This window comes from Fibrobacter sp., assembly GCF_045601785.1.
Taxonomy (GTDB): domain Bacteria; phylum Fibrobacterota; class Fibrobacteria; order Fibrobacterales; family Fibrobacteraceae; genus Fibrobacter.
Genome location: NZ_JAZSAF010000075.1, coordinates 15,541 through 36,721 on the forward strand (window position 1 = coordinate 15,541; position 21,181 = coordinate 36,721).

A 21,181-nucleotide genomic window follows, 5' to 3' on the forward strand; every position below is an offset into this window, starting at 1 on the left:
TTAGGGGCAAAGCCCCTAGGCGAAGGGGTAGCGAAAGACTTGTACCGATGTTGTAGGCCGACTGTGAGATTTGTGACGAACGAGCCCCGGTGTAACCGGCTAGCGAGTGAGTGCAAATATCGCAAGGAGGCCTGTGCTAAACTTGGCAAGGCTTTCGCGAGGGGGAGTCTTCCCCCTTTTATTTGTTTTGAAATGGATTGATGTCAAAAAACAAGTTTTTTGACACGATATTCGCCTTACGCAAATATCTCCTTTCGTCTAAATTTCTATTTTTGCGCGCAAAACTTATCGATTAATGCCTTATTAAGGGATTACAAATGAAAAAAAATAGATTCGGCATGCGAGAACTGATTATTCTCATTGTCATTGCACTTTCGGCCTACACTGTATGGCCTTCTATCCAGGTTCACACCAAGAAGGGCGAAGAAAAGAAGACCTTCCTCAAGGAAAACCCGAAGATTGCATCCAAGTCGATCAACTTCGGCTTGGACCTTGCCGGTGGTACGGCGATTACGCTGGAAATCGACAAGTCCGGCATCAAGGGCGACGATATCAAGGATATCCAGGAACAGTCCCTCGAAATCATCCGTAACCGTGTTGACCAGTACGGTCTTTCTGAACCGCAGATTTCTCCGTCCGGCGACGATCGAATTGTGGTTGAACTGGCAGGTGTGGACGACTCCACTGCAAAGGCCCTCGTGGGTTCTACCGCAAAGCTCGAATTCAAGATCTTGGCCGAAGCTGAAAAGTTTACTCAGGTGGTGGGGCTCATCGACCAGTACCTGACCCGTCAGACGACCGATATCGTGGCAGATTCCGCCGCTACGGATTCCACGGCTAAGGATTCGACGGTTGCAAAGGCCGATTCCGCCAAAGATACGACCAAGATCCTTTCCGATGATGAACTGCTCGGTAAGGCTCCTGCCGCTGAAGTTGCTGCCGCAGATTCTGCTAAGGATTCCGCCCAGGCCCAACCGGCATCTGAAGTCGGAATTGCTCTTAGCGCTTACTACATGAGCTTTGGTAACGGTGGCTTCATCGCCGAAGAAAATGTTGAAAAGGTGAAGAAGCTCCTTGAAACCGAAGGTGTCCAGAAGCTCATCCCGCGTGATGTTGCCTTTGCTTTTGGCAGCGGTCTCGAACCGGTGCAGCGCGATTCCAAGATCAAGGCCAAGCGTCTTTACCTCCTCAAGCGCCGTGCCGAAATGGCCGGTGACGATGTGTCTGACGCCCGCCCCTACCGCGTGGGTGACGGTACCAACGCCGGTGAAGTGGCTGTGAGCCTCAAGTTCTCTGGCATCGGCCCGAAGAAGTTCTCTGCCGTGACTGCCGCAAACATTGGCAAGCAGATGGCCATTGTGCTCGACAACCAGGTGATTTCTGCTCCGGTCATCCGCGACCGTATCCCCAACGGCGAAGCCCAGATTACCGGTCTCGACGACATGGCTGAAGCAAACCGCCTCGCAGTCGTTCTCCGCGCCGGTGCCCTGAAGGCCCCGATGAAGATTATTGAAAGCCGTAGCGTGGGTGCAACCCTCGGTGAAGAAAACATTGTGCAGGGCTTCGGTTCCGGCGCTATCGGCCTTATCCTCTGCTTGGTGTTCATGGTTGCCTACTACCGTCTTGGTGGTCTTATCGCAAGCCTCGGTATGGTGATCAACACGCTCGTGACCGCCGCCGTGATGTCTGTGTTCAACGCCACCTTGACTCTCCCCGGTATCGCAGGTTTCATCCTCGTGGTGGGTATGTCTCTTGACGCTAACGTGATTATCTATGAACGCATCCGTGAAGAAATCAAGAATGGCCTTACCGCCCGCGCCGCCGTGGCCAAGGGTTACGATCGTGCCTTCAGCGCCATCTTGGACTCTAACTTGACGACGGTTTTGACGGGTCTTATTTTGTACAAAATCGGTACCGGTTCCGTGAAGGGTTTCGGTCTTACTTTGACCATCGGTATTCTGACTTCCTTGTTCTGCGCCATTACGGTTACCCGCGCTATCCTTGACTGGAAACTCGCTAAGCGCGATGCGACGACGCTTTCTATCGGTGGTGGCTTCAAGGCTATCAACGAAGCTAACCTCCAGATTATTCCGAACCGTCGCCGTTTCGGTCTCGTTTCTGTGATTCTTATCGTTGCAAGTATTGCGTTCATCGCCGTGAAGGGTTTCGACTTCAGTATCGACTTCACCGGTGGTCAGGTCTATACGATTCAGTACCAAGATGACGCCAAGCACGAAAAGGACTTGAGCAAGGCTCTGTCTGCTGCAGGTATCTCTGGCACGAAGGTTCGCACCCTGGGTGGTACTTCCGCTAACTCTTACCAGATCAGCATGCGCGCCTCTGACGACGCTCAGTTTGAAGTCAAGATGCAGCAGGCATTTGACAAGGCCGGTCAGAAGTGCCAAATCGTTGCCAAGGACAATGTGGGTCCGACCATCGGTAAGGAACTGCGCTTCAACGCGATCCTTTCTGTGATTCTCGCTTGGCTCGGTATTCTGATTTATGTGTGGTTCCGTTTCGGCAAGTTCGGTCTCGGTTTCGGTGTCGCTGCCGTGCTCGGCCTGGTACACGATACCATCATCACCCTGGGCTTTATCTCCGCCTTCGGTCTCTCCTTCGACGGCGCCTTGATTGCCTCGCTCCTTACGATGATCGGTTACTCCGTGAACGACACCATCGTGAACTTCGACCGCATTCGTGAAAACACCTCGGTATTTGGTTCCGGCAACTTTGCGGAAACCATCAACAAGTCCCTGAACCAGTGCTTCAGCCGTACCATGGTGACTTCTCTCACGACCTTGTTCGTGTGCGTGATCCTCGCCGTGAAGGGTGGCTCTTCCATCCGCGACTTCGGTCTGGTGCAGTGCTTCGGTATCCTTATCGGTACTTACTCTTCTGTGTGCATCTGCTCTCCGATCGTTCTGTGGTGGAGCAAGCGCTTCAAGAAGGGTGTGTAATTTAGCACTAATCCTCAAAAAAGCTTAAAAAAACCTCGGTTTTGCCGAGGTTTTTTTTATATTTGAAGCCGTTCGATAAAGGGGGCTCCTATGCTCAAGAAGTACTACAAGATCGAATCGGGTCGCCTCGCTAGTGCCCCGAACGAAGACAGCGCCGACATCGTCATGATGGGTTCCTTGAGCCAAGAGCAACGAAGCGTGCTTGTTAAAGAGTACGAAATCACCGAACATACGATAGCTTCCGCATTCGACTCGGACGAGCTTTCCCGTATCGAATACGACGATGATTTTACCACCATCGTGTTCAAAAAACCGAAGAACTATTCCGCAAGCGATAACTTCCAGTTCCGCGTGGAATCTTTCGGTATCTTCATCTTCAAGGACTGGGTGCTTTTGCTGACCGACTCTGATATTCCGGTGATGGACGAAAAGCGCTTTTCCAAAATTGACAGTTTGAACACCTTTGTGCTGCGCGTGTTGAGCTACGCTATTTTCCACTTCAACGAACACTTGAAGATTATCAATCGTATCAATGACGAGTTGGAACAGAAACTGCGTACGGCCATGGAAAACAAGTACCTGCTTTCTATGTTCAGCTTGAACAAGGGCTTGATTTACTACGTGAGCGCCTTGAACAGTAACGATACGCTCCTGAAAAAGTTGCAGATTGGCCGTAGCCTGAACTGGACCGAGGGCGAACGGGAACTGCTGGACGATATCGTGATTGAGAACCGCCAGAGCTTGCAACAGGCCGAAATCTACGCGAACATTTTGACATCCATGATGGATGCGCGTGCAAGCGTTATCAGCAACAACGTGAACACGCTGATGAAGAACCTCACCATCGTGACGATTTCTATTTCGCTCCCGACGTTCTTCGCAAGCTTGTTCGGCATGAACGTGAAACTGCCCTTCGGCATGAACGGAGACGCCACAGTCGGTTCGCCCATGGCATTCTGGCTGATTATCGCGGTGTGTATTCTCTCGGTGCTTGCGTTTCTCGCTTTCTGGATGCGCCGCAAGTAAGCCGCGGGGCTTTTGATGCCTCATTTTGTCTACATGTTGCGCTGCGCCGGAGGCCGTATCTATACGGGCTATGCAGTCGATGTCGATGCGCGTTTCAAGCAGCATTTGGAGGGCAAGGGCGCGAAGTTCACCAAGGCTTTTCCGCCGGAAAGTATCGCCTGCCGTTTTGAATTGCCTAGCTACGAGTATGCGCTTCGCCTGGAAGCCCGCATCAAGAAGTTGTCGGCGAAGGACAAGGAGCGTCTGATTGAAAAGGATGCCGAATTAACGCAGTCCCTGTTGGAAGGGCTTGCGGAGAGGCTCCCGCGCAAAAAACGCAAACGTTAAGTAAATTGCACATTTGTTCACTAAAAATTAGACGGCAGGGCCGTCTTTTTCTATATTGGGGGGCATGACAAAGTCTATCGAAATCCGCGACGCACACGAACATAATTTACGCCATGTGAACCTTTCCATTCCACGCGATTCTATCGTGGTGGTGACCGGAGTGTCGGGTTCGGGCAAGTCGAGCCTTGCCTTCGATACGGTGTTCCAGGAAGGGCAGCGGCGTTTTGTGGAGTCGCTCTCGGCGTATGCGCGTCAGTTTATCGGCCGCATGAAACACCCCGAGGTGGAGAGCGTGCGCGGCATTTCTCCGACGATTTCGATTGACCAGAAGACGGTGAACCGTAACCCGCGTTCGACGGTGGGTACGGTGGTGGAAATCTTGGACCATTACCGTTTGCTTTTTGCCCGCCTCGGCGTGCCGCACTGCCCCGATTGCGGGCGCGTAATCCAGGCGCAGACGGTGGACCAGATTGTCGATAATTTGTATGTGAGTGACGAAGGCAAGCAGATTACGGTGATGGCCCCGATTGTGCAGGAGCGCAAGGGTGAATACCGCAAGGAATTGGCCGAACTCAAGGAAAACGGATTTGTGCGTGCCCGTGTGGACGGGACGATTTACAGGCTTGAAGAAGTGCCTGCGCTGGTGCGTTACGAGAAGCACACGATTGAGGCGGTGATTGACCGCTTGACGCTGGAACGCAAGAATATGAGCCGCCTGCGCGAGGCGCTGGAAGGCGCACTGAAATTGACCGACGGAAAACTGGTGAGTTTCTTGCTGTCGGCTGGTGGCTCAGGGAAGGATGGTGCGGGGGATGCGTCGCAGACTGGAAATGCGTCGGCCAAGGAAGAATATCGCTTGCAGGGCACTTTGCTCGCTTGCCCCAAGTGCGGCATCTCCATCCCGGAACTGGAACCGCGATTCTTCAGCTTTAACGACCCGAAGGGCCGCTGCCCCGCCTGTAAGGGCATGGGCGAAAGCTACAAGTTCGACTTGGACCTGATTATCCCGGACAAGACGAAATCGATTAAGGACGGCTGCATCGCGACGATCAAGAAGGATGACGGCACGCTGATTTTCAGCGACTTCGGCCGCCGCAACTTGCGTAACATCGCGAACGAGATGCATTTTTCGCTTGATACGCCGTGGAACAAGCTCAAGAAGGCGCAACAGGATGCCGTGCTGTACGGCACGCCCAGCGGGAGCGAACGGGGAATCATGCCCATCATGGAAGAACTGTGGGACATGTGGCACATCTACCACTTCCGCAAGTACATGCAGATTGGCGTTTGCCCCGAATGCCACGGCACGCGAATCAACCGCACGGCGAATGCGGTCACGTTCCATGGCGTGAATCTGACCGAGATGACGGAATGGTCCGTCGAGAAGTCGGTGGAATTTTTCAATAAGATTGACTTGTCCGAGAAGGAAAAGCGAATCGGCAAGGAGATTCTGAAAGAGATTCGCGGGCGTTTGAGTTTCCTCAATGCGGTGGGGCTGGGTTACCTGACCATCAACCGCAAGGCGTCCACGCTTTCGGGCGGTGAAGCGCAGCGAATCAGGCTTGCAAGTGCCGTGGGCGCCGGCCTGCAGGGCGTGCTTTACGTGCTTGACGAGCCGAGCATCGGGCTCCACCCCCGCGATAACGATAAACTGCTCGGGATGCTGGAGCATTTGCGTGCGCAGGGCAACTCCCTGATTATCGTGGAACACGACGAAGATACCATGCGCCATGCGGACTGCGTGATTGACGTGGGGCCGGGTGCCGGCGTGGAAGGCGGCCGCGTGATTGCGGCTGGAACCGTCGAAGAGTTGGAGAAGAACAAGGCTTCGCTGACGGGCGCGTACTTGAGCGGTCGTAAGGCCATTGAAATTCCCGATAAACGCAAGAAGATTGACAAGAATACGCCGAGACTCAAGATTTGCGGTGCCGCCGAAAACAACCTCAAGAACATCGATGTGGAAATCCCGCTCGATGGCGCCTTGACTGTGGTGACGGGTGTTTCGGGTTCTGGCAAGAGTACGCTGATTAACCAGATTCTGCGCCGCGAATTGGCCCGCGTGTTCTATAATTCCGAAGAGCCGGTTGGCAAGTTCGACCACCTGGAAGGCCTCGAGAATATCGACAAGGTGATTGAAATCGACCAGACGCCGATTGGCCGCACGCCGCGAAGCAACCCGGCAACGTACACGAAGATTTGGGACGATATTCGCGACCTTTTCGCCAGCATGGAAGAAAGCAAAATTCGCGGGTACAGCAAGAGCCGTTTCAGCTTCAACGTGAAGGGCGGCCGCTGCGATGCCTGCGAAGGCGCGGGCGTGAAAATCGTGGACATGCACATTTTGCCCAGTGTGCAGGTGACTTGCGAAGTCTGCGGTGGCAAGCGCTTTAACGATGCCACGCGCGAAGTGTATTTCAAGGGCAAGAACGTCTCCGAAATTCTCGATATGAGCATTGCCGATGCGGCGGAATTCTTCAAGGATATTCCGAAGATTGCAGAACCGCTGAACTTGCTTGTGGAAGTGGGCCTCGGCTACCTTACTTTGGGCCAGCCTTCGACAACGCTCAGCGGCGGTGAAGCGCAGCGCATTAAAATTGCTTCTGAACTGCGTCGCCCGGGTACAGGCAAGACGCTTTACCTGCTCGACGAACCGACGACGGGCTTGCATTTCGAAGATATCCGCAAGCTCATGGATTGCCTGAATCGTCTGCGTAGCCTTGGCAACAGCGTCGTGATTATCGAACACAATTTGGACGTGATCAAGTGCGCCGACTGGATTATCGACTTGGGCCCGGATGCGGGTATTCACGGCGGGCGAGTGATTGCGACGGGAACGCCGGAACAGATTGCGAAGAGCAAGAAGTCCGAGACGGGTAAGTACCTCGCGCCGGTACTTGCGAAAAAGCACGGCGAAAATCATCATTTTGACCGCACGCTCAAGGGCGGCGAAGACTTGTCGCTGGATATCGAGGTGCATGGCGCCCGCAAGCACAACCTCAAGAATATCGACGTGACGATTCCGCGCCACAAGCTTACGGTGGTCACAGGCGTTTCGGGCTCCGGCAAATCGAGCCTCGCATTCCATACGCTGTTTAGAGAAGGCCAGCGCCGCTTTGTGGAAACCTTGAGCACGTACGCCCGCCGCTTCTTGGGCCGCCCTGACCACGGGAGCATCGATTCCATTTCGGGCTTGGCGCCTGCGATTGCGATTGACCAGAAGAGTGCTAGCAAGAGCCCGCGCTCTACGGTGGCGACCCTCACCGAAATTTATGACTACTTCCGCATTTTCTGGGCGAGGGTCGGCACCCCGCATTGCTTGAAATGCGGGAAGCCTGTGTCTTCGTACAGCGCGGGCGACCTGATGCAATACGCCTTCGACCGCGACTTGAACAAGAAAGTCACGGTGCTTGCCCCGTTCGAAATCAAGGACGTGCTCAAACTTTCGAAAATCCTCACTGAGAAGGGCTACCGCAAGGTTTACCTCGGCAATAAGCTGGTGGAACTTCCGCTGCCGAAGATTCCGACTCGCGAAAAGCAGTTGTTCGCCGTGGTCGATACGGTGGTGGTCAAGGAAGAAAATCGTGCCCGCCTGGTAGAAGCCTTTGAACGCGGCTACCGCGATGGCAACGGAATTCTGTATGTGGAAGACGAGAAGGGCGGTCGCTTGGCCTGCTCCGAAAAGCCGGGCTGCCCCGATTGCGGCTGGTACATGGATTCGGCGCTGAACCCGAAACACTTCAGCTTCAACACGCACTGGGGCGCTTGCGAAACCTGCCTTGGCCTCGGCCACTTTAAGGATGGCGAAGTTTGCCCCGATTGCCACGGCGAACGCTTGAAACCGGAATATCTGGCGGTCCGTATCGGCGACAAGAACATTATGGACGTGAACCACATGAGCATCGCCCAGGCGCTCGAATGGTTCAGTAACGAAAACTTCAAACGCGACAACTTTAAGGGTGACAAGAATCCCGACGGCAAGATGACGGTCGCCGAACCTTTGCTCCGCGAAATTGTCGGACGTCTCAACTTCTTGAAGGGCGTGGGCCTAGGCTACATCGGCCTTGACCGCGCGGGCGACACGCTCAGTGGCGGTGAATCGCAACGCATTCGCCTCGCAAGCCAGATCGGTAGCGGCCTCGAAGGTGTGCTTTATGTGCTTGACGAACCTACGGTGGGCCTGCACGAAAGCGATACCGCCATGTTGCTCGATACGCTTTCCCGCCTGCGCGACCTCGGCAATACGCTCGTGGTCGTGGAACATGACATGAAGATGATGCAGGCGGCGGACCACATTATTGACATGGGCCCCGCGGCGGGCGAGTTCGGCGGTGAAGTCGTCGCCGAAGGTTCTCCGGAACAGCTTTCCAAGCCTTACGCCTTGCAGCAGTTCCCGCGTAGCGAAACGGTCAAGTATTTGACGCACACCATCCCGATGGCGAACGAGATTGCGGCAAAGCCCATTACCGATTCTACGGAATTCTACGAGTTCGAAAAGCTCAAGCACAACAACCTGAAGAATTTGTCTGTAAAATTCCCGAAGGGTGCGATTAGCGTGGTTTGCGGTGTTTCGGGTTCGGGCAAGAGCTCCATGGTCATGGACGAAATCTACCCGCGCCTGAAAAAGAAATTCCAGGCCCGCGGTCGCAAAAAACAGAGCGGCGAAGTGTTGCTGGTGGACCAGAGCCCGATTTCGGGGACGCCTCGCAGCACGCCCGCCAGTTTTACGGGCGTGTTTGACGAAATCCGTAGGCTTTTCGCCAAACTGCCGCAAGCCAAGTTGAAAGGCTTTGATTATGGCCGCTTCAGTTACAACTTGGCTCGCGGCCGCTGCGAGGCCTGTGAAGGCCGTGGCGCCATTTCGGTGGAAATGCACTTCCTTTCCGACGTGTGGGAAGTCTGCGATGTCTGCGGCGGCAAGCGCTACAACCAGGAAACGCTTACCGTCACCTTCAAGGGCAAGAACATCGCCGACGTGCTCGACATGCGCGTGGCCGAAGCCTGCGAATTCTTCAAGGACCAGCCTAAAATTCTTCCGAAGTTGGAATGCCTGCGCGATGTGGGCCTCCCGTATGTGAAACTCGGCCAGTCCGTGACGACCCTCAGCGGCGGCGAATCGCAACGCCTCAAGTTGGCGGCGGAACTTGCCCGCAAGCCTGCCCAGGAAATGGTCTACCTGCTCGACGAACCGACTACAGGGCTCCACCTCAAGGATATTCAAATCCTCTGGAACATGCTCCGCAAACTTTCTGCCCGCGGCGATACGGTTATCGTTATCGAACACCATCCGGACATTATCCGGCTTTCGGATTGGAAGGTGGAATTAGGCCCGGTTGGGGGCTCCGAAGGCGGTTATTTGCTCAAAATGGGGGCTAATCAGGACTAAAGATGTTATCTTTATGTGAGAAAATTGAAATGTTTTTATATTTCTATTAGGTATGAATACAGGAGTTATTATGTCCTTTGCTCGTTTGCTTCCACTTTTGTTGCTGTTGCCAGCTCTGACTTGGGCGGCAGATAACGACAAAAACTTCAGGGTTGCCCCGAATATGTTCAAGGAGGGGGTCTTGATGGAGCCTATCGCCAACATGGCGATTGTTAAGAAGGAATCCATGATCTTGTCGGAATCTCCGATGGTTCCGTTGCGCTCGAACATCATGTTCCTGCGCCACAAGAAGGGCCCCAAGGAATACCTTTGGTTCTCTGGTCCCGTCCACGGGAGTAATTTTGAAAAGCTGCACGCCTTTAGCTTGGCCGAAAACTACCTTCGTCCCGCCGAAGTGATGCTCCTGCGTTTCTATGGTACGCAGACTTCCAGGGCTTTCCAGGACGAAGCAGATATCTACTTTGATAGGGAATACATCTATTCTCCACGCGTCCCCAAGCTTTATTTCAAGAAGAACGGGCAATGGCAGATGATTCAGGAAACGGGCCGCCCCGGCATCATTTCCATCGACAAGTCTGTGCCGGGACTTTCGGTGAGCTCCCTTACGGTTCCCATGAAGGATGTCCCGTCAAAGCTTTATCCGATGAAGCCTGGTGTTTACACCTTCTCGTTCTCTGCGCCTAACCGTCTGCCCTATGTCGATGCCGTATCGGTTTCTGAAGGATCAGTCATCGATCTTAAACCGCAGATGCTAGTTGCCGATACGGCCGCCAAGGTCAAGGTGACGACGTCTGTCACGCTGGAAGCGGTTGCCGCCGCACAGTCCCTGGAAGAAACGGAAGTCCTGTTCGATACGCTTGCTTCCGATGTTCAGAAGAAAATTGACCTGGTCGATACAAACGCCTTTGCATCCAAGTATCCCAAGCAGCGTAGGGCCCTGATGCTCGGTGTTTCTGCCGATGACAGCGTCTATATCAAGTATGCGAATTTCTACCAGGCCAAGCGTGAAGAAGCTAAGCTCCGTTGGCGCATCGACAAGATGGGCTCCGCGGGTACCGTCAATAGGGCTATTCGTCGCAAGCTCGACAGCCTGCAGGCTCTTCCGCTCCAGGTGTCGCTCGTGCCGACCAAGATTGAAGCTGTCAACGACGAAAACGATTGCGAAGAAGTCGTTGTCGAGTCTGCCAAGGCTCCTGCCGCAGCTCCGGCAGATTCTGCTGCCCCGGCAGATTCCTCAGCTGCACCTGCCGAGGAAAGCAAGCCCAAGACGGAATACAGGTGCAAGGTCAAGGAAGTTCGCCTGTTCTTCGGAAAAGAAGGTGAACGTTACGATGTGTCTTGGTCTGGTACCGTAGACGAATATTCTCCGGATGAACTCTTCAAGCTGCTGAGCTCGGGCGCTTCTTCCCGTGCATTCATTTCCATTGAGAAGAACAACCCGGTGTGGATTTACGATCAGGGTGTCTTGAAGGGACGCCACCACTATCAGTATGTCAAGTTGACGCTCTCCGTCAACAACAAGGAACTCACGACCCATGGCGGTTTTGAGCTCCCGCAGTACATCTTTGACCAGCCGGAAGTTCAGGAATGGCTGAACCGTCCTGTCGAAGAAAAGACCCACAAGGTCAAGGAACCGAAGGCGAAAACTTTGAAGGTTCAAGATGATGGTATTGTTCTCGATGTCGCCCTGCATGTACCGCGTGTGGTCCGCGACAGGGAACGCGGCAATGTCGCTTTGATTGATTCCGGTTCCTTCCGCTATAAGGGCAAGGTGGTGTCCATGTCCCCGTTTGCCATCCAGACGACCGAAGTGACCCAGCAGCTCTTTGCCGATGTTATGAACAAGCAGGATTCCACGAAGCGCATCAAGGATCGTTCTACGTTCAAGGGGCCGCGCCATCCGGTGCACAACATTACCTGGGACGACGCACAGGCCTTCTGCAAGATCCTTGGCGGTGACCTTCCGTCGGAAGCCCAGTGGGAATTTGCTGGCCGTGCCGACAACAACGAAGGTGCCCTCTGGAATTTGGATGAAGAACCCAATCCCAGCAACTATGCTGTCTACAAGGCCAATTCCTATAGCCTAGGCAAGAAAAATCCAGGTTATGGTCCGCAGCCGGTGAGCAGCAAGAAGTCCAACGCTTGGGGTATTTTCGACATGTCCGGTAACGTTGCCGAATGGACCCGTGACAAGTACTTCATGTTCTCGGTCTGGGTGGAAGCATCCAACCCGACGGGTGCCATGATGGGTTCTACCAAGGTGTACAAGGGCGGTTCCTGGAAGGATTCTGAAAGCCTTTTGAACTTGACTGAACGCGATGACGAAGATCCGCGCTACTGGTCCGAATCTATTGGATTCCGATGCGCATTCCCTAGGAGCCTGTTCGAAAGCAATGGAAAGTAAGCAAGTCAATCAGAAGGGATTTATGCAGCTTTTCAAGAAGCTGACTGCGATTCCCTATTTACTCGTCCTGGTGGCTCTGCTCATGCCGATGGCAAATGTCTCCTGCGACGACGATGTCGTTGTTGCTGAGCCCACCCTGTACAAGGTTGCCTCGGGCATGGACCTGGAGCAGGAACTGAAGGAACCTGCGCTGGGAATCTTGAACAAGATGCAGACCGGAAATCCTTCTGCCATGCAAAAGTTTAGGCAGACGATGCCGAACTTCCCGAAGATGGAACCGGTGCCGTTTTTGTACGCAATCCTTATCGGAGCGGTCCTTGCGGGCGTATTCGCCTTGTTTACGCCGCTAGGGTCTATAACTATGGGAATGCTCACCATGGTTTCGATGTGGTTCTTCTTGGCGCAGCTTGGCCAGCTGAATTCGGCTCTGGGCATCCCCTTGCTGAAGGTGGAACCTGGTGTGGGTATCCAGGCTGCATCGTTCATGATCCTTATCGGAACTGCGATGAATCTCGCAAGCATCATTCGCCCTATCGTAGATGAATTTAAAGCGAGGCGCGCCGCAAAAAAGAAGGCGTCGTAAAGCCCTCCGCAAAGCGCAAATCGAATGTGAAAGAGTCCGCTCGTGAAGGAGCGGACTCTTTAATTTCACACTAGGCATATTTCCCCGGACTTTTCCGGAGCAGATTTTTTTGACTAGATCTTCTTGAGCACCAGCAGGTGACCAGGAGCCTTGGCGGGATCGAGCCGCACAAAGTTCTTGTTGCCGCGCCACACAAAGCTTTCGTCGGTAATCAGGTCCTTCAAGAAGAAGAAAGAGTCGTCGTTCAGACCGAGCTTTCTCATGTCAAGTTCCACCATGCCTTCCTGGGCGTTATCCATGTCCATGTTGCAGACGCAGAGGATGGTGTCTTCACCAGACTTCTTGGAGTAGACCATCAGCTGGTCGTTGGCGCAGTAGTGGAATTCAAGATTGTCGTATTCCTGGAGTGCCACATGCTCCTGACGAGCCATGTTTACACGGCGTACGAAATCCTGGATGCCGGGACCGTACCAGTTGTGAACCTTGTACTGGTATTTTTCGCTGTCCTGCAGCTCTTCCTTGATCGGGCTCGGGATGTTTTCGCAGAGCTCGTAGCCGTTGTACATGCCGGTGAGGCTAGAAAGCGTACCGGCCAAGAAGTAGCGCTGCTTGAATGCATTCGGGCCCTTGTAGGCGAGGTACTTCGGGAAGATGTCCGGAGTGGTCGGGAAGAAGATTCCGCGCATGTATTCCTTGGCATCGGACTGCGTGAGTTCCTTGAGGTACTGTTCGAATTCCCACTTGGCAGAGCGCCAGGCGAAGTAGGTGTAGCTCATGTCGAAGCCCGACTTTGCAAGGCGGTGCATCATCTTCGGGCGGGTGAACGCTTCAGCGAGGAACACCAATTCAGGATGCTTTTCCTTGACGTCTGCAATCAGCCATTCCCAGAACGGGAACGGCTTGGTGTGCGGGTTATCGATACGGAAAATTTCGATGCCCTTGTCGGCCCAGAACAAGATAATGTTTTCGATTTCCTGCCACAGGGCCTTGTAGTTCTTATTGTAGTAGTCGAACGGGTAAATGTCTTCGTACTTCTTGGGCGGGTTTTCGGCGAACTTGATGCTGCCATCCGGTTCGTGGTAGAACCATTCCGGGTGCGATTTCACGTACGGGTGGTCGGGGCTGCAGTTGAGCGCAATATCGAGCGCGAGGCGAAGTCCCTTCTTGCGGGCGGCCTTGGCAAAGTGTTCGAAATCCTTCATGGAACCAAGTTCGGGGTCCACATCGTAGTGGCCGCCGTTCTTGTTACCTACGGCGTACGGGCAACCCGGTTCCAAGGGCTTCCCCTTCTTGTCCACCTTGGCGTGCAGGGCGTTGTTCGCGCCCTTGCGGTTCGTGACACCGATCGGGTGAATAGGTACAAGGTAAACGGTGTCGAAGCCGAGGCCAGCGATGTAGTCAAGCTGGTTTTCGCAATCCTTCCAGGTAGCGCTCTTCTTGGGGTCGGTGCCCTGGCTCTTCGGCCACATTTCGTACCATGTACCGATGCGGGCGTAAGACGGATCCACGCGGAGTTTCATCACGGGGCTTTCGGTCGGCTCGTCCTTGGGTTCCACGGTCCAGGCGCAAATCTTGTATTCATAGTAGCCGATGTTGTTGACCGTGAAAGAGCCTTCCCACTGGTCGTTATCGACAAAGTGCATGGGAGCTTTTTCCCATTTTTTCTTGGAATCGTGGCGGTAGAAAATCGCCGCGTCATATTTTTCGTGGCTGTGGCGGAAAATGTCCGCGGTAAGCGTGACGGTGTCGCCCGGTTCACGCTTGAGCATGAATCGTCCGCCTTCGATCTGGGGACGAATGTTTTCGATAACGAGATTGTCTTTGCGAGTAGGAATTGTAGCCATAGTAACTAAAAATTTAGCAAAAAAGGCCCGCCGTGGCGAGCCTTAAAATTCGTTAAGCTTTTTTACTCTAGTCGAAGAACCTGGACTTCCTTGATCCAGAACTTGCGTTCTTGTCCGCCAAGGTTCATTTCGAATCGTGCGAACGGATCGCTCTCCTTGGCGTCGAATTCGATTTCGACAGAGTGACCAGTAGTCTGCACGTTGACATGCTGCTGGAACCCGACGGTCTCGTAGGTGGAGTAGGAACCGATTCGCACCGTAATGGAGTCTTCGATGTCAGACCAGATGGTGAATATGCACTTGTAGTGAACATCCTTGACGAGAGCCACGTTCTCCTGAATGAGCTGTACGCTGTAGGAGTGCTTGCCTCCCTTGGTGACGTCCACATACATGATGCTCGCCTTGCCTTTCTCGTCTAAGACAGAAGTGTCTGCCTGGCCGCCAAACTGGTTCATCAGAATCCAGTCCGTGGTGAACGGAGAAGCAAAGTTCCCGTTGATAATCGTGTTTTCGCCTTTCTTCGCGGCGATGCCGTTCCAAATGTCCAGGACATATTCGGAAAGCTCTTCGCCGGCGGCTGTCGTGTAGTCGTAGCGCAGCGGCTGGAAGCTTGTGACGAACTGTTTGTTGAGTTCTTGCCACAGTCCCGAGTTGTACTTGGAGTCGATGTGGATGACGCTGTCTTCGCCGACCTCTACACCGGAGAAGTCGAGACCACTTGTGAACAGCTTGACCCTGAAGACAACGGACAGGTTCGCCTTTCCGCCCGCAGTGTCGATCTGCGAGTAGTGGTAGCGGAGCATGAGCGTCTGGAAGTTCGAGAGACTGTAGACGAAGGGAATGTACTTCTTGCCGATTTTCAGACGGCCGAATATGGCCGAGGTCTCGTCGGGACGGAAGCCGACTCCCATTTCCTTCAGGTAGCCTTCTTCTTGCAGGTCGATGTCCCTGAATGGGTCTTCGATAGAGGAACCTTCAGTAAACGAGATTTCGAGTTCTTCCTCGGGGCTGTCCTCATAGGGCCACAACTGGAGACCAAGGACTGGATCGATTGAGACGCTAGTATAGTAGCTGGAGAACGAACGCACCTGCGTGAGCACGAGCGAGAACGAATCCAACAGCATCGGTTCTTCTTGGGCGGCCTTCTTGGCGAACGCCTGGGAACTTGCGTCAGAGTAGTCAATAGAAAATGCTGCGACTAGCGGAAGGGCGGGCTGCTTCTTTTCGGCAGTGTCCTTGACGGTAGTATCTTTTTCTGTGGTATCTGCATCGGCGAGTTCTGGATTGCCGATTTCGATGCCTGCCATGGACTTGTCGTTGGAGCATGCGACAAAGGAAACGGTTAAAGATAAAACCGTAACGGCATAAGCGGCAATCGTGGCAATGGGCAAAAAGAAATTCATCACACTCCTCGGGTCAAGGGGAAGAGCTGGATGTTGACTTGCACAACATCTTCTGCTTCTCCTGCTTTAGCAGAGAAATCTAGTAGTTCTTTTCGCATTAGTTGGATGTGTTTTTTCAAATTGGGGAAATCTGAGCGCTTAATTCCAAAAGTAAGCGCCGAAATGTCCCTTTCTGCCCCCGGAAGATCGCTGAGCATGGTCGCCGAGAGCTTGAGCATCTGGAAATGATAGAGTTTAACCATCATGTCCTGCACTTCGTCATCGGTGGTCAGCAACGGGTCACGCTGGCGGTAACCGTTCGCGGTTTTGACCAGCAGTCCCAGTTCCATTAGCAGCTTCAGGGATTCTGAAACCTGCGCCGGGGTGACTAGCCCGCGGAGCTTCTTTGAAATGGCATCGGGAATGGGCCTGAAGTCCTTGAGCCCTACCATTTCAAGGATTACGGAATGGTGCCATTCCTGGAAGATGCGGAACTGGGCCTTGTCCATCTTGTGTAGCTTAGAACGGGGGCTTGCCTTGATGAGCTGGGCGTAGTAAATCTGCTTGTCTGCGTCAGTCTGTGCCTGGTTGAAGAACACTAAGCTTTCGAAATAGGCGGCGCGCTGGTTTTCAAGCCCGAGGCCGTGAATGAGCTTAGTTACAGTGTTCTTGGTAATGTTTCGCTTGCCGTCAATGGCGAGCTTTAAGTGGGCGTGGCTCGAAAGCCCCGCCTTTTCGGCAAAAAACCGCAAACTGAAGGCCGTCGAGGTCTTCTTCTTGTATTCGTAGTAATCGCGCAGGAATACCCTGTAGTTCGTGTACTGCAGGATATCTGGTTCTACGAGTTTCTGCTTTTCTCCATTTTCCATATTCTAAAAAATAGAAGAGTTTCTTGCCCAAAAACAAATATTTTTTGCGTTTCTCGTTTACCCCAGTAACCAATGTAACCGTTAGTAAACATCGCGGGCGAGAAGCGAGAAGCGCCTGTGGTCCACAAATTTCCCGTTTATGAGTTCAAAATCGCGGTTTATGCCCTCTTCCACAAAGCCGCAGCGCATGGCGACGGCGGCGCTTTTCCCGTTGTGGACGGACACAAGCAGTTCCAGGCGGTTGAGCTTCAACTTTTCGAAGGCGAACTTGGAGATGAGTCGGACCGACTCGGTCATGAGCCCTTGCCCGGTAAAGGGCTTGGTGAGCCAGTAGCTGAGCGTTGCGGAATGGTTTCTTAGGTTGATTTCTGCCATAATGGCGCCGGCAAACAGCCCGTCAGAATTTTCGGGGGTGTTCTTGAAGATGAGCCAGCAACCGCCTTGTCCGAAGCGTTCGTTCAATACCCAGGAACGGATGCGCTTCTGGAGATCAAATATGTCTGTTTCCTGAATCCAGGGGAGGTGCTCGTTGAGAAATTCGCGGGAACCCTCAATGGCATTGAATATGTTTTCTGCCGAGCCGGGACCTTCGGCGGTCTCGTGGATGCCTCTGAGCGTAACGAGCTCGCCCTTGATGGTGGCGGTCTCGAAGTTCTCGGTGAAAAAGTCCTCGTAGTTCTCCATACATGTGAATGTAGTAAATAGTAGACAGCAGGCAGTGGGCGGTGGGCCGTTGGAGAAAATAAAAACCGTCGGACGAATCCGGCGGTTTTTCAGTGCGGATGAAAGGACTTGAACCTTCATGCCCTTGCAGGCACTAGAACCTGAATCTAGCGTGTCTACCAGTTCCACCACATCCGCGTGGGGTAAGCCAAATTTTGAAAATTTTGCCTTTTTTGTCAAGGGTTATTTAGAAAAAAACTCTAAAAACCACTCTTTGTGCTTGTTTTGCCAGTAACTCCAGTCGTGTTCGCCCTGCGGGTCGAACTTGAGGTCGCAGGCTGTGCCTATGTTTTGGCAGAATTCCTGTATCCAGGGGAGCGTGGCTTCGGCGGGGTAGAGTCGGTCGGAGCCGCCCTGGATGAACCTCCAGCGTCCGTTTTTTAGCGGAACTTGTCCTGCCACCTGGACTGCCGGTCCAAGCGAGACCCCGTAGGAACTCATGAGGACTCTGTTCTGAACCTTGCGCTTGCCCCAAAGGGAATAGGCAATGACGCCAAGGGAGCCGTCTGAAATCCCGACAAGCGAGACCGTTTCGATTTTCTTGCCGCTCCTCTGGGAGAGTAAGTCAAGCGCATTGTCGACAACCTGTATGGTAGATTCATCGACCCAGTGGTTCTGCTTGCAGGCCGATGCACTCACAATGGTGTACTGGGGAAGCAACTTGGCTAAGTCGCTCCCGGCGATGAGCCCTTTCTGGCAGTTCCCGCTGGTCATGCCGCCGTGGAACCAGAGAATGGTCCCTGCTGTGGACTTGTTATTGGGGAGGCGCCACACTCCGACAGGGACTTCCGATGATTTTGCGCCAGACGAAACCAGAAGGGGGCCTTTGAGTGGAGAATCCAATCGCTTTACGAATAACGTGTCGGAAGGCGGATCGGCTAAACAAAGCGCTGCTAGCGACAGAATCAGAAAGAATAATTTTGACATGTCTAGACTATCTTCGTCTCTTTTTCACGAGCCACAGGATGAACAGGATTAGCGATGCAAGCATCATGGCAAGCACGATCGTGCATCCGATGAATCCGTAATAGACCTGGTAGTCCATGACAAGCGTTTCAAAGTCCATTTCGCCGTCGGAAGAGGCTAGGCTATGGACGATAAATGTTTTTTCGTCGATGCGAGCTGCCGAAACTTCGAGCGGAACATCGCCTGCGTTTATGGCGGCAAAGCTGTACCAGTCCGACATATCGTCGAGCATTTCCTTGGATGCGTACAGTACAAAATTGACCTGGTCGTCCCCATTAATCTGGAAAATGGTCTTGTCGAAAAACGGAACGTTGCTCCCGCCAAAGACGCTTGGGATCGCCGCATGCGAAACAGTGCCGTAGAATAGTTGGTCTTCTTGAATGAGCCCTTTGAGTGCGGGGAGAATGTAGGACATGAGCCACGCGGCAAGGAACATCAGCAAAAGCGAAAAGTTCAGCAGGGCGGGTTTGCGGGAAGTAAAGAATCGCATCGTAACTCTATTGCTTGGAACGGAAAATGAAGAAGAAGGTGGAGAGCATCAGAACGAGAGTGAGAAAGTAGAACGCCATTGGAATCTTGGACTTGAGCGACATCTCGTCTATGATTTTGCTCTGGAAAAATTGGATGAGGTCCTCGCTGTACATCACGGCCATCTCGTTGTTGAAACGACTCCATGCGAGACATAGTTCCTCGTTTTCTTGCAGGAGAGCTGCGATGGATTGTTGGAGGGTATCGGGAATCGTGGCGACGACGCTATCTCCAAGGCCGGCCAGTCCGACCAGGTAACCTGCGCGGGCCGAGTCCAGCAAGTTTTGGATGGGTGCTTCTGCAGGAGAAGAAAGTGCGGCGACATGTTGCTTTACGGTCTTGAGTTCCGAGTGCCAGGCGGCTCTGCTCGCCGCATAGCGCCGCATTCCGGAAACCTTGGCGAGTATTTCCCGTTCGAGCCTCTCAACGGATTCGCGTGAGGGGGCTTTGACTCCAAGTCCTCGGATTTCATCCATTTCCTTGGAGAATGAAACGGCCATTTCGCGGAGTGTCATCGTTTGCGCCTGCACGAACACGGTGTCGATTCCAAAACCGATGCGGACGCGTTCCATGCTACGCATGGTGTAGGATTCCTGTAGCTGAAAGTCCGACAGCGTCTTGATGTAGCGGGAGTACATGATGAGCTGCGGTTTCTGGGAAAAATAGAACAGGACGGTGAGCCCAACGGCAACCGCCAAAACGACCCACGCCCAGGGGGAGCGGATCCTTGCGTTAAAGGTATCGGCAATCGATTTGTTCTTTAACTCTAGCACTTTTTAGAAATTAACTTTTTTATACTTTGATAGCTATGAGAAATTTCATTTTTTTGATGTTTTTTGCGGTTTGCCTCTTGTTTTTGGGGTGCACGGTGGAACGAGCCGAAGAAACGGTGCTCGCCGAGCACGCAAACGGGGCAAAAAAGACATCGATCTGGGTGTACCCCGATGGTGAAATCCTGAAAAGGAACGAATGGTACACTGACGGCATCAAGGAACTGGAGATTCCCTATAAGGACGGGGTGCCGCACGGAGACTTCAAGCGATGGACTGGCTTTGGAGATGTAGCCTTGCTTGGGCGCTACAAGAAAGGACTTAAAGACGGCAAATGGACAGCCCTTTTTAGCGACAAGAAGGTCGAAGCGTATTACTATTACGAAGACGATCATCCGGTAGGCGACTGGGAGGGCTGGCACTACAACCGCATGCGTGCCTTCGAGGAGCATTACGACGACAAGGGGGACGCTGTGGGCATCTGGAAGAAATGGTACGACAATGGCGCCTTGCAGCAGGAAGGAAACTGCCATGCCAAATGGGACCCCAAGCGTGAAATTAAATCGGCCCAGGGCAGGCAGGACAGCGTGGTTTACTTGAAGCGTTTCTCCAAGGATTGCCACCTGCTCGAAGAATGGACCTGCAAGGATGGAAAGCTGGTAGGACCGTTCTCTCTCTATTACGAAAGCTACGGCGATGTGGTGGATTCCGCCAACTGTGGAAAGGGACGTCTGCGGGTGCAGGGGGTACTCGGCGAGGGACCGACAGGAAAGGACAGCGTACTTGTTGGAACGGTTACCTACTATAGGGCCGACGGGACTCCCATGAAGCAGGAACATTGGAGAAACGACGGCAAGCGGGACTCTGTATGGCGGTGGTTCAACGAAAATGGAAATCTCGCCCGCGAAGTGGATTTGCGCGTCTCCGGGGTGGTCTATGGAGCCTGTGACGGCGACATGTCCAAGTTCTGTGCCGAGACCTCGTATGTAGGCGGCATAAGTGGGGTACTCGATGGTTCCAATCTGTCGCAGAGTGTGGGTTTTGAACAAAGTATTGGTAAATTCCCGGCGACGATTCGCTATGTCAAGCCAGGGCGCCTGCTGCTCTACGAGGAATATTGGAAGGATGGCCAAATTGTTGAAAGCAGGAGCTTTTTCCCGGACAGTATGGGTGGGCGTCTTGCGAGCGAAGTCTTCTGGAGCGTGGATCCGAAAGATGGCTTGTTGAAGCGTAACGGAATCATGCGCAACTGGTACAAAAATGGCGTGTTGATGGATAGCCTTACCTATGTGAATGGTGAACGCGTGGGCGAACAGTTCAGTTACGATAGCACAGGTAAGTTAACAATCCATAAGACAGAGGCCGGCAAGAACCGGCCTGTGATTATGCATTTGCTGGGTGAGGGAGCTCCCTGAGCAT

General features: G+C 53.3%; 14 protein-coding genes and 1 tRNA gene. 7 read left to right on the forward strand and 8 right to left on the reverse strand.

The window, feature by feature from the left end:
• Positions 1-317 precede the first annotated feature (317 nt).
• The 6 genes from secD (at position 318) to ACKI61_RS11870 (ending at position 12,680) form a co-directional block, all read left to right on the forward strand.
• On the forward strand, positions 318-2,957 hold the full coding sequence (gene secD / locus ACKI61_RS11845) for a protein translocase subunit SecD (protein ID WP_407457898.1): 2,640 nt from the start codon (positions 318-320) through the stop codon (positions 2,955-2,957).
• Positions 2,958-3,047: 90 nt separating this feature from the next.
• Positions 3,048-3,983 carry a magnesium transporter CorA family protein gene (locus ACKI61_RS11850; RefSeq protein ID WP_407457899.1) on the forward strand — a complete coding sequence of 312 codons (936 nt, stop codon included), beginning with the start codon at positions 3,048-3,050 and terminating at the stop codon, positions 3,981-3,983.
• Positions 3,984-3,998: 15 nt separating this feature from the next.
• Positions 3,999-4,310 (forward strand): GIY-YIG nuclease family protein, encoded by a 312-nt coding sequence (locus ACKI61_RS11855; RefSeq protein WP_407457900.1) that lies wholly within the window; start codon positions 3,999-4,001, stop codon positions 4,308-4,310.
• A gap of 64 nt (positions 4,311-4,374) precedes the next feature.
• On the forward strand, positions 4,375-9,693 hold the full coding sequence (uvrA, locus tag ACKI61_RS11860) for an excinuclease ABC subunit UvrA (protein ID WP_407457901.1): 5,319 nt from the start codon (positions 4,375-4,377) through the stop codon (positions 9,691-9,693).
• Between the two features lie 70 nt (positions 9,694-9,763).
• Positions 9,764-12,097, forward strand: coding sequence for a formylglycine-generating enzyme family protein (locus ACKI61_RS11865; protein ID WP_407457902.1), 2,334 nt, complete (start codon positions 9,764-9,766; stop codon positions 12,095-12,097).
• Positions 12,087-12,680, forward strand: coding sequence for a hypothetical protein (locus ACKI61_RS11870; protein WP_407457903.1), 594 nt, complete (start codon positions 12,087-12,089; stop codon positions 12,678-12,680). The genes ACKI61_RS11865 and ACKI61_RS11870 overlap by 11 nt, the downstream gene beginning before the upstream one ends.
• A gap of 113 nt (positions 12,681-12,793) precedes the next feature.
• Here the strand turns inward: ACKI61_RS11870 and ACKI61_RS11875 are convergent, their stop codons facing one another.
• From ACKI61_RS11875 to ACKI61_RS11910, 8 genes are all read right to left on the reverse strand, one after another.
• A complete protein-coding gene (locus ACKI61_RS11875; protein WP_407457904.1) occupies positions 12,794-14,524 on the reverse strand; it encodes a maltotransferase domain-containing protein in 1,731 nt (576 codons plus the stop codon).
• A gap of 62 nt (positions 14,525-14,586) precedes the next feature.
• Positions 14,587-15,927, reverse strand: coding sequence for a carbohydrate-binding protein CenC (locus tag ACKI61_RS11880; RefSeq protein ID WP_407457905.1), 1,341 nt, complete (start codon positions 15,925-15,927; stop codon positions 14,587-14,589).
• The gene (locus ACKI61_RS11885) at positions 15,927-16,775 is read right to left on the reverse strand and encodes a TIGR02147 family protein (protein WP_407457906.1); all 849 of its coding nucleotides are present in this window, start codon (positions 16,773-16,775) and stop codon (positions 15,927-15,929) included. Before ACKI61_RS11885 ends, ACKI61_RS11880 begins: the two co-directional genes overlap by 1 nt.
• Positions 16,776-16,856: 81 nt before the next feature.
• A complete protein-coding gene (locus tag ACKI61_RS11890; RefSeq protein ID WP_407457907.1) occupies positions 16,857-17,459 on the reverse strand; it encodes a GNAT family N-acetyltransferase in 603 nt (200 codons plus the stop codon).
• A 93-nt stretch (positions 17,460-17,552) separates the two neighbouring features.
• A tRNA-Leu gene (locus ACKI61_RS11895) sits at positions 17,553-17,636 on the reverse strand.
• A 45-nt stretch (positions 17,637-17,681) separates the two neighbouring features.
• Complete coding sequence (locus tag ACKI61_RS11900; RefSeq protein ID WP_407457908.1) at positions 17,682-18,425, reverse strand: hypothetical protein; 744 nt, start codon at positions 18,423-18,425, stop codon at positions 17,682-17,684.
• 7 nt (positions 18,426-18,432) lie between these two features.
• Positions 18,433-18,954, reverse strand: coding sequence for a hypothetical protein (locus ACKI61_RS11905; protein ID WP_407457909.1), 522 nt, complete (start codon positions 18,952-18,954; stop codon positions 18,433-18,435).
• 7 nt (positions 18,955-18,961) lie between these two features.
• The gene (locus ACKI61_RS11910) at positions 18,962-19,765 is read right to left on the reverse strand and encodes a hypothetical protein (protein ID WP_407457910.1); all 804 of its coding nucleotides are present in this window, start codon (positions 19,763-19,765) and stop codon (positions 18,962-18,964) included.
• Positions 19,766-19,860: 95 nt separating this feature from the next.
• Here ACKI61_RS11910 and ACKI61_RS11915 point away from each other — a divergent pair, with 95 nt between their 5' ends.
• On the forward strand, positions 19,861-21,177 hold the full coding sequence (locus ACKI61_RS11915; protein WP_407457911.1) for a toxin-antitoxin system YwqK family antitoxin: 1,317 nt from the start codon (positions 19,861-19,863) through the stop codon (positions 21,175-21,177).
• Positions 21,178-21,181: the final 4 nt, after the last annotated feature.

Excerpts from the sequence above, each read along its gene's own strand:
- secD (WP_407457898.1), top strand. The coding sequence starts at position 318 with ATGAAAAAAAATAGATTCGGCATGCGAGAACTGATTATTCTCATTGTC.
- ACKI61_RS11850 (WP_407457899.1), top strand. The coding sequence starts at position 3,048 with ATGCTCAAGAAGTACTACAAGATCGAATCGGGTCGCCTCGCTAGTGCC.
- ACKI61_RS11855 (WP_407457900.1), top strand. The coding sequence starts at position 3,999 with ATGCCTCATTTTGTCTACATGTTGCGCTGCGCCGGAGGCCGTATCTAT.
- uvrA (WP_407457901.1), top strand. The coding sequence starts at position 4,375 with ATGACAAAGTCTATCGAAATCCGCGACGCACACGAACATAATTTACGC.
- ACKI61_RS11865 (WP_407457902.1), top strand. The coding sequence starts at position 9,764 with ATGTCCTTTGCTCGTTTGCTTCCACTTTTGTTGCTGTTGCCAGCTCTG.
- ACKI61_RS11870 (WP_407457903.1), top strand. The coding sequence starts at position 12,087 with ATGGAAAGTAAGCAAGTCAATCAGAAGGGATTTATGCAGCTTTTCAAG.
- ACKI61_RS11875 (WP_407457904.1), bottom strand. The coding sequence starts at position 14,524 with ATGGCTACAATTCCTACTCGCAAAGACAATCTCGTTATCGAAAACATT.
- ACKI61_RS11880 (WP_407457905.1), bottom strand. The coding sequence starts at position 15,927 with ATGAATTTCTTTTTGCCCATTGCCACGATTGCCGCTTATGCCGTTACG.
- ACKI61_RS11885 (WP_407457906.1), bottom strand. The coding sequence starts at position 16,775 with ATGGAAAATGGAGAAAAGCAGAAACTCGTAGAACCAGATATCCTGCAG.
- ACKI61_RS11890 (WP_407457907.1), bottom strand. The coding sequence starts at position 17,459 with ATGGAGAACTACGAGGACTTTTTCACCGAGAACTTCGAGACCGCCACC.
- ACKI61_RS11900 (WP_407457908.1), bottom strand. The coding sequence starts at position 18,425 with ATGTCAAAATTATTCTTTCTGATTCTGTCGCTAGCAGCGCTTTGTTTA.
- ACKI61_RS11905 (WP_407457909.1), bottom strand. The coding sequence starts at position 18,954 with ATGCGATTCTTTACTTCCCGCAAACCCGCCCTGCTGAACTTTTCGCTT.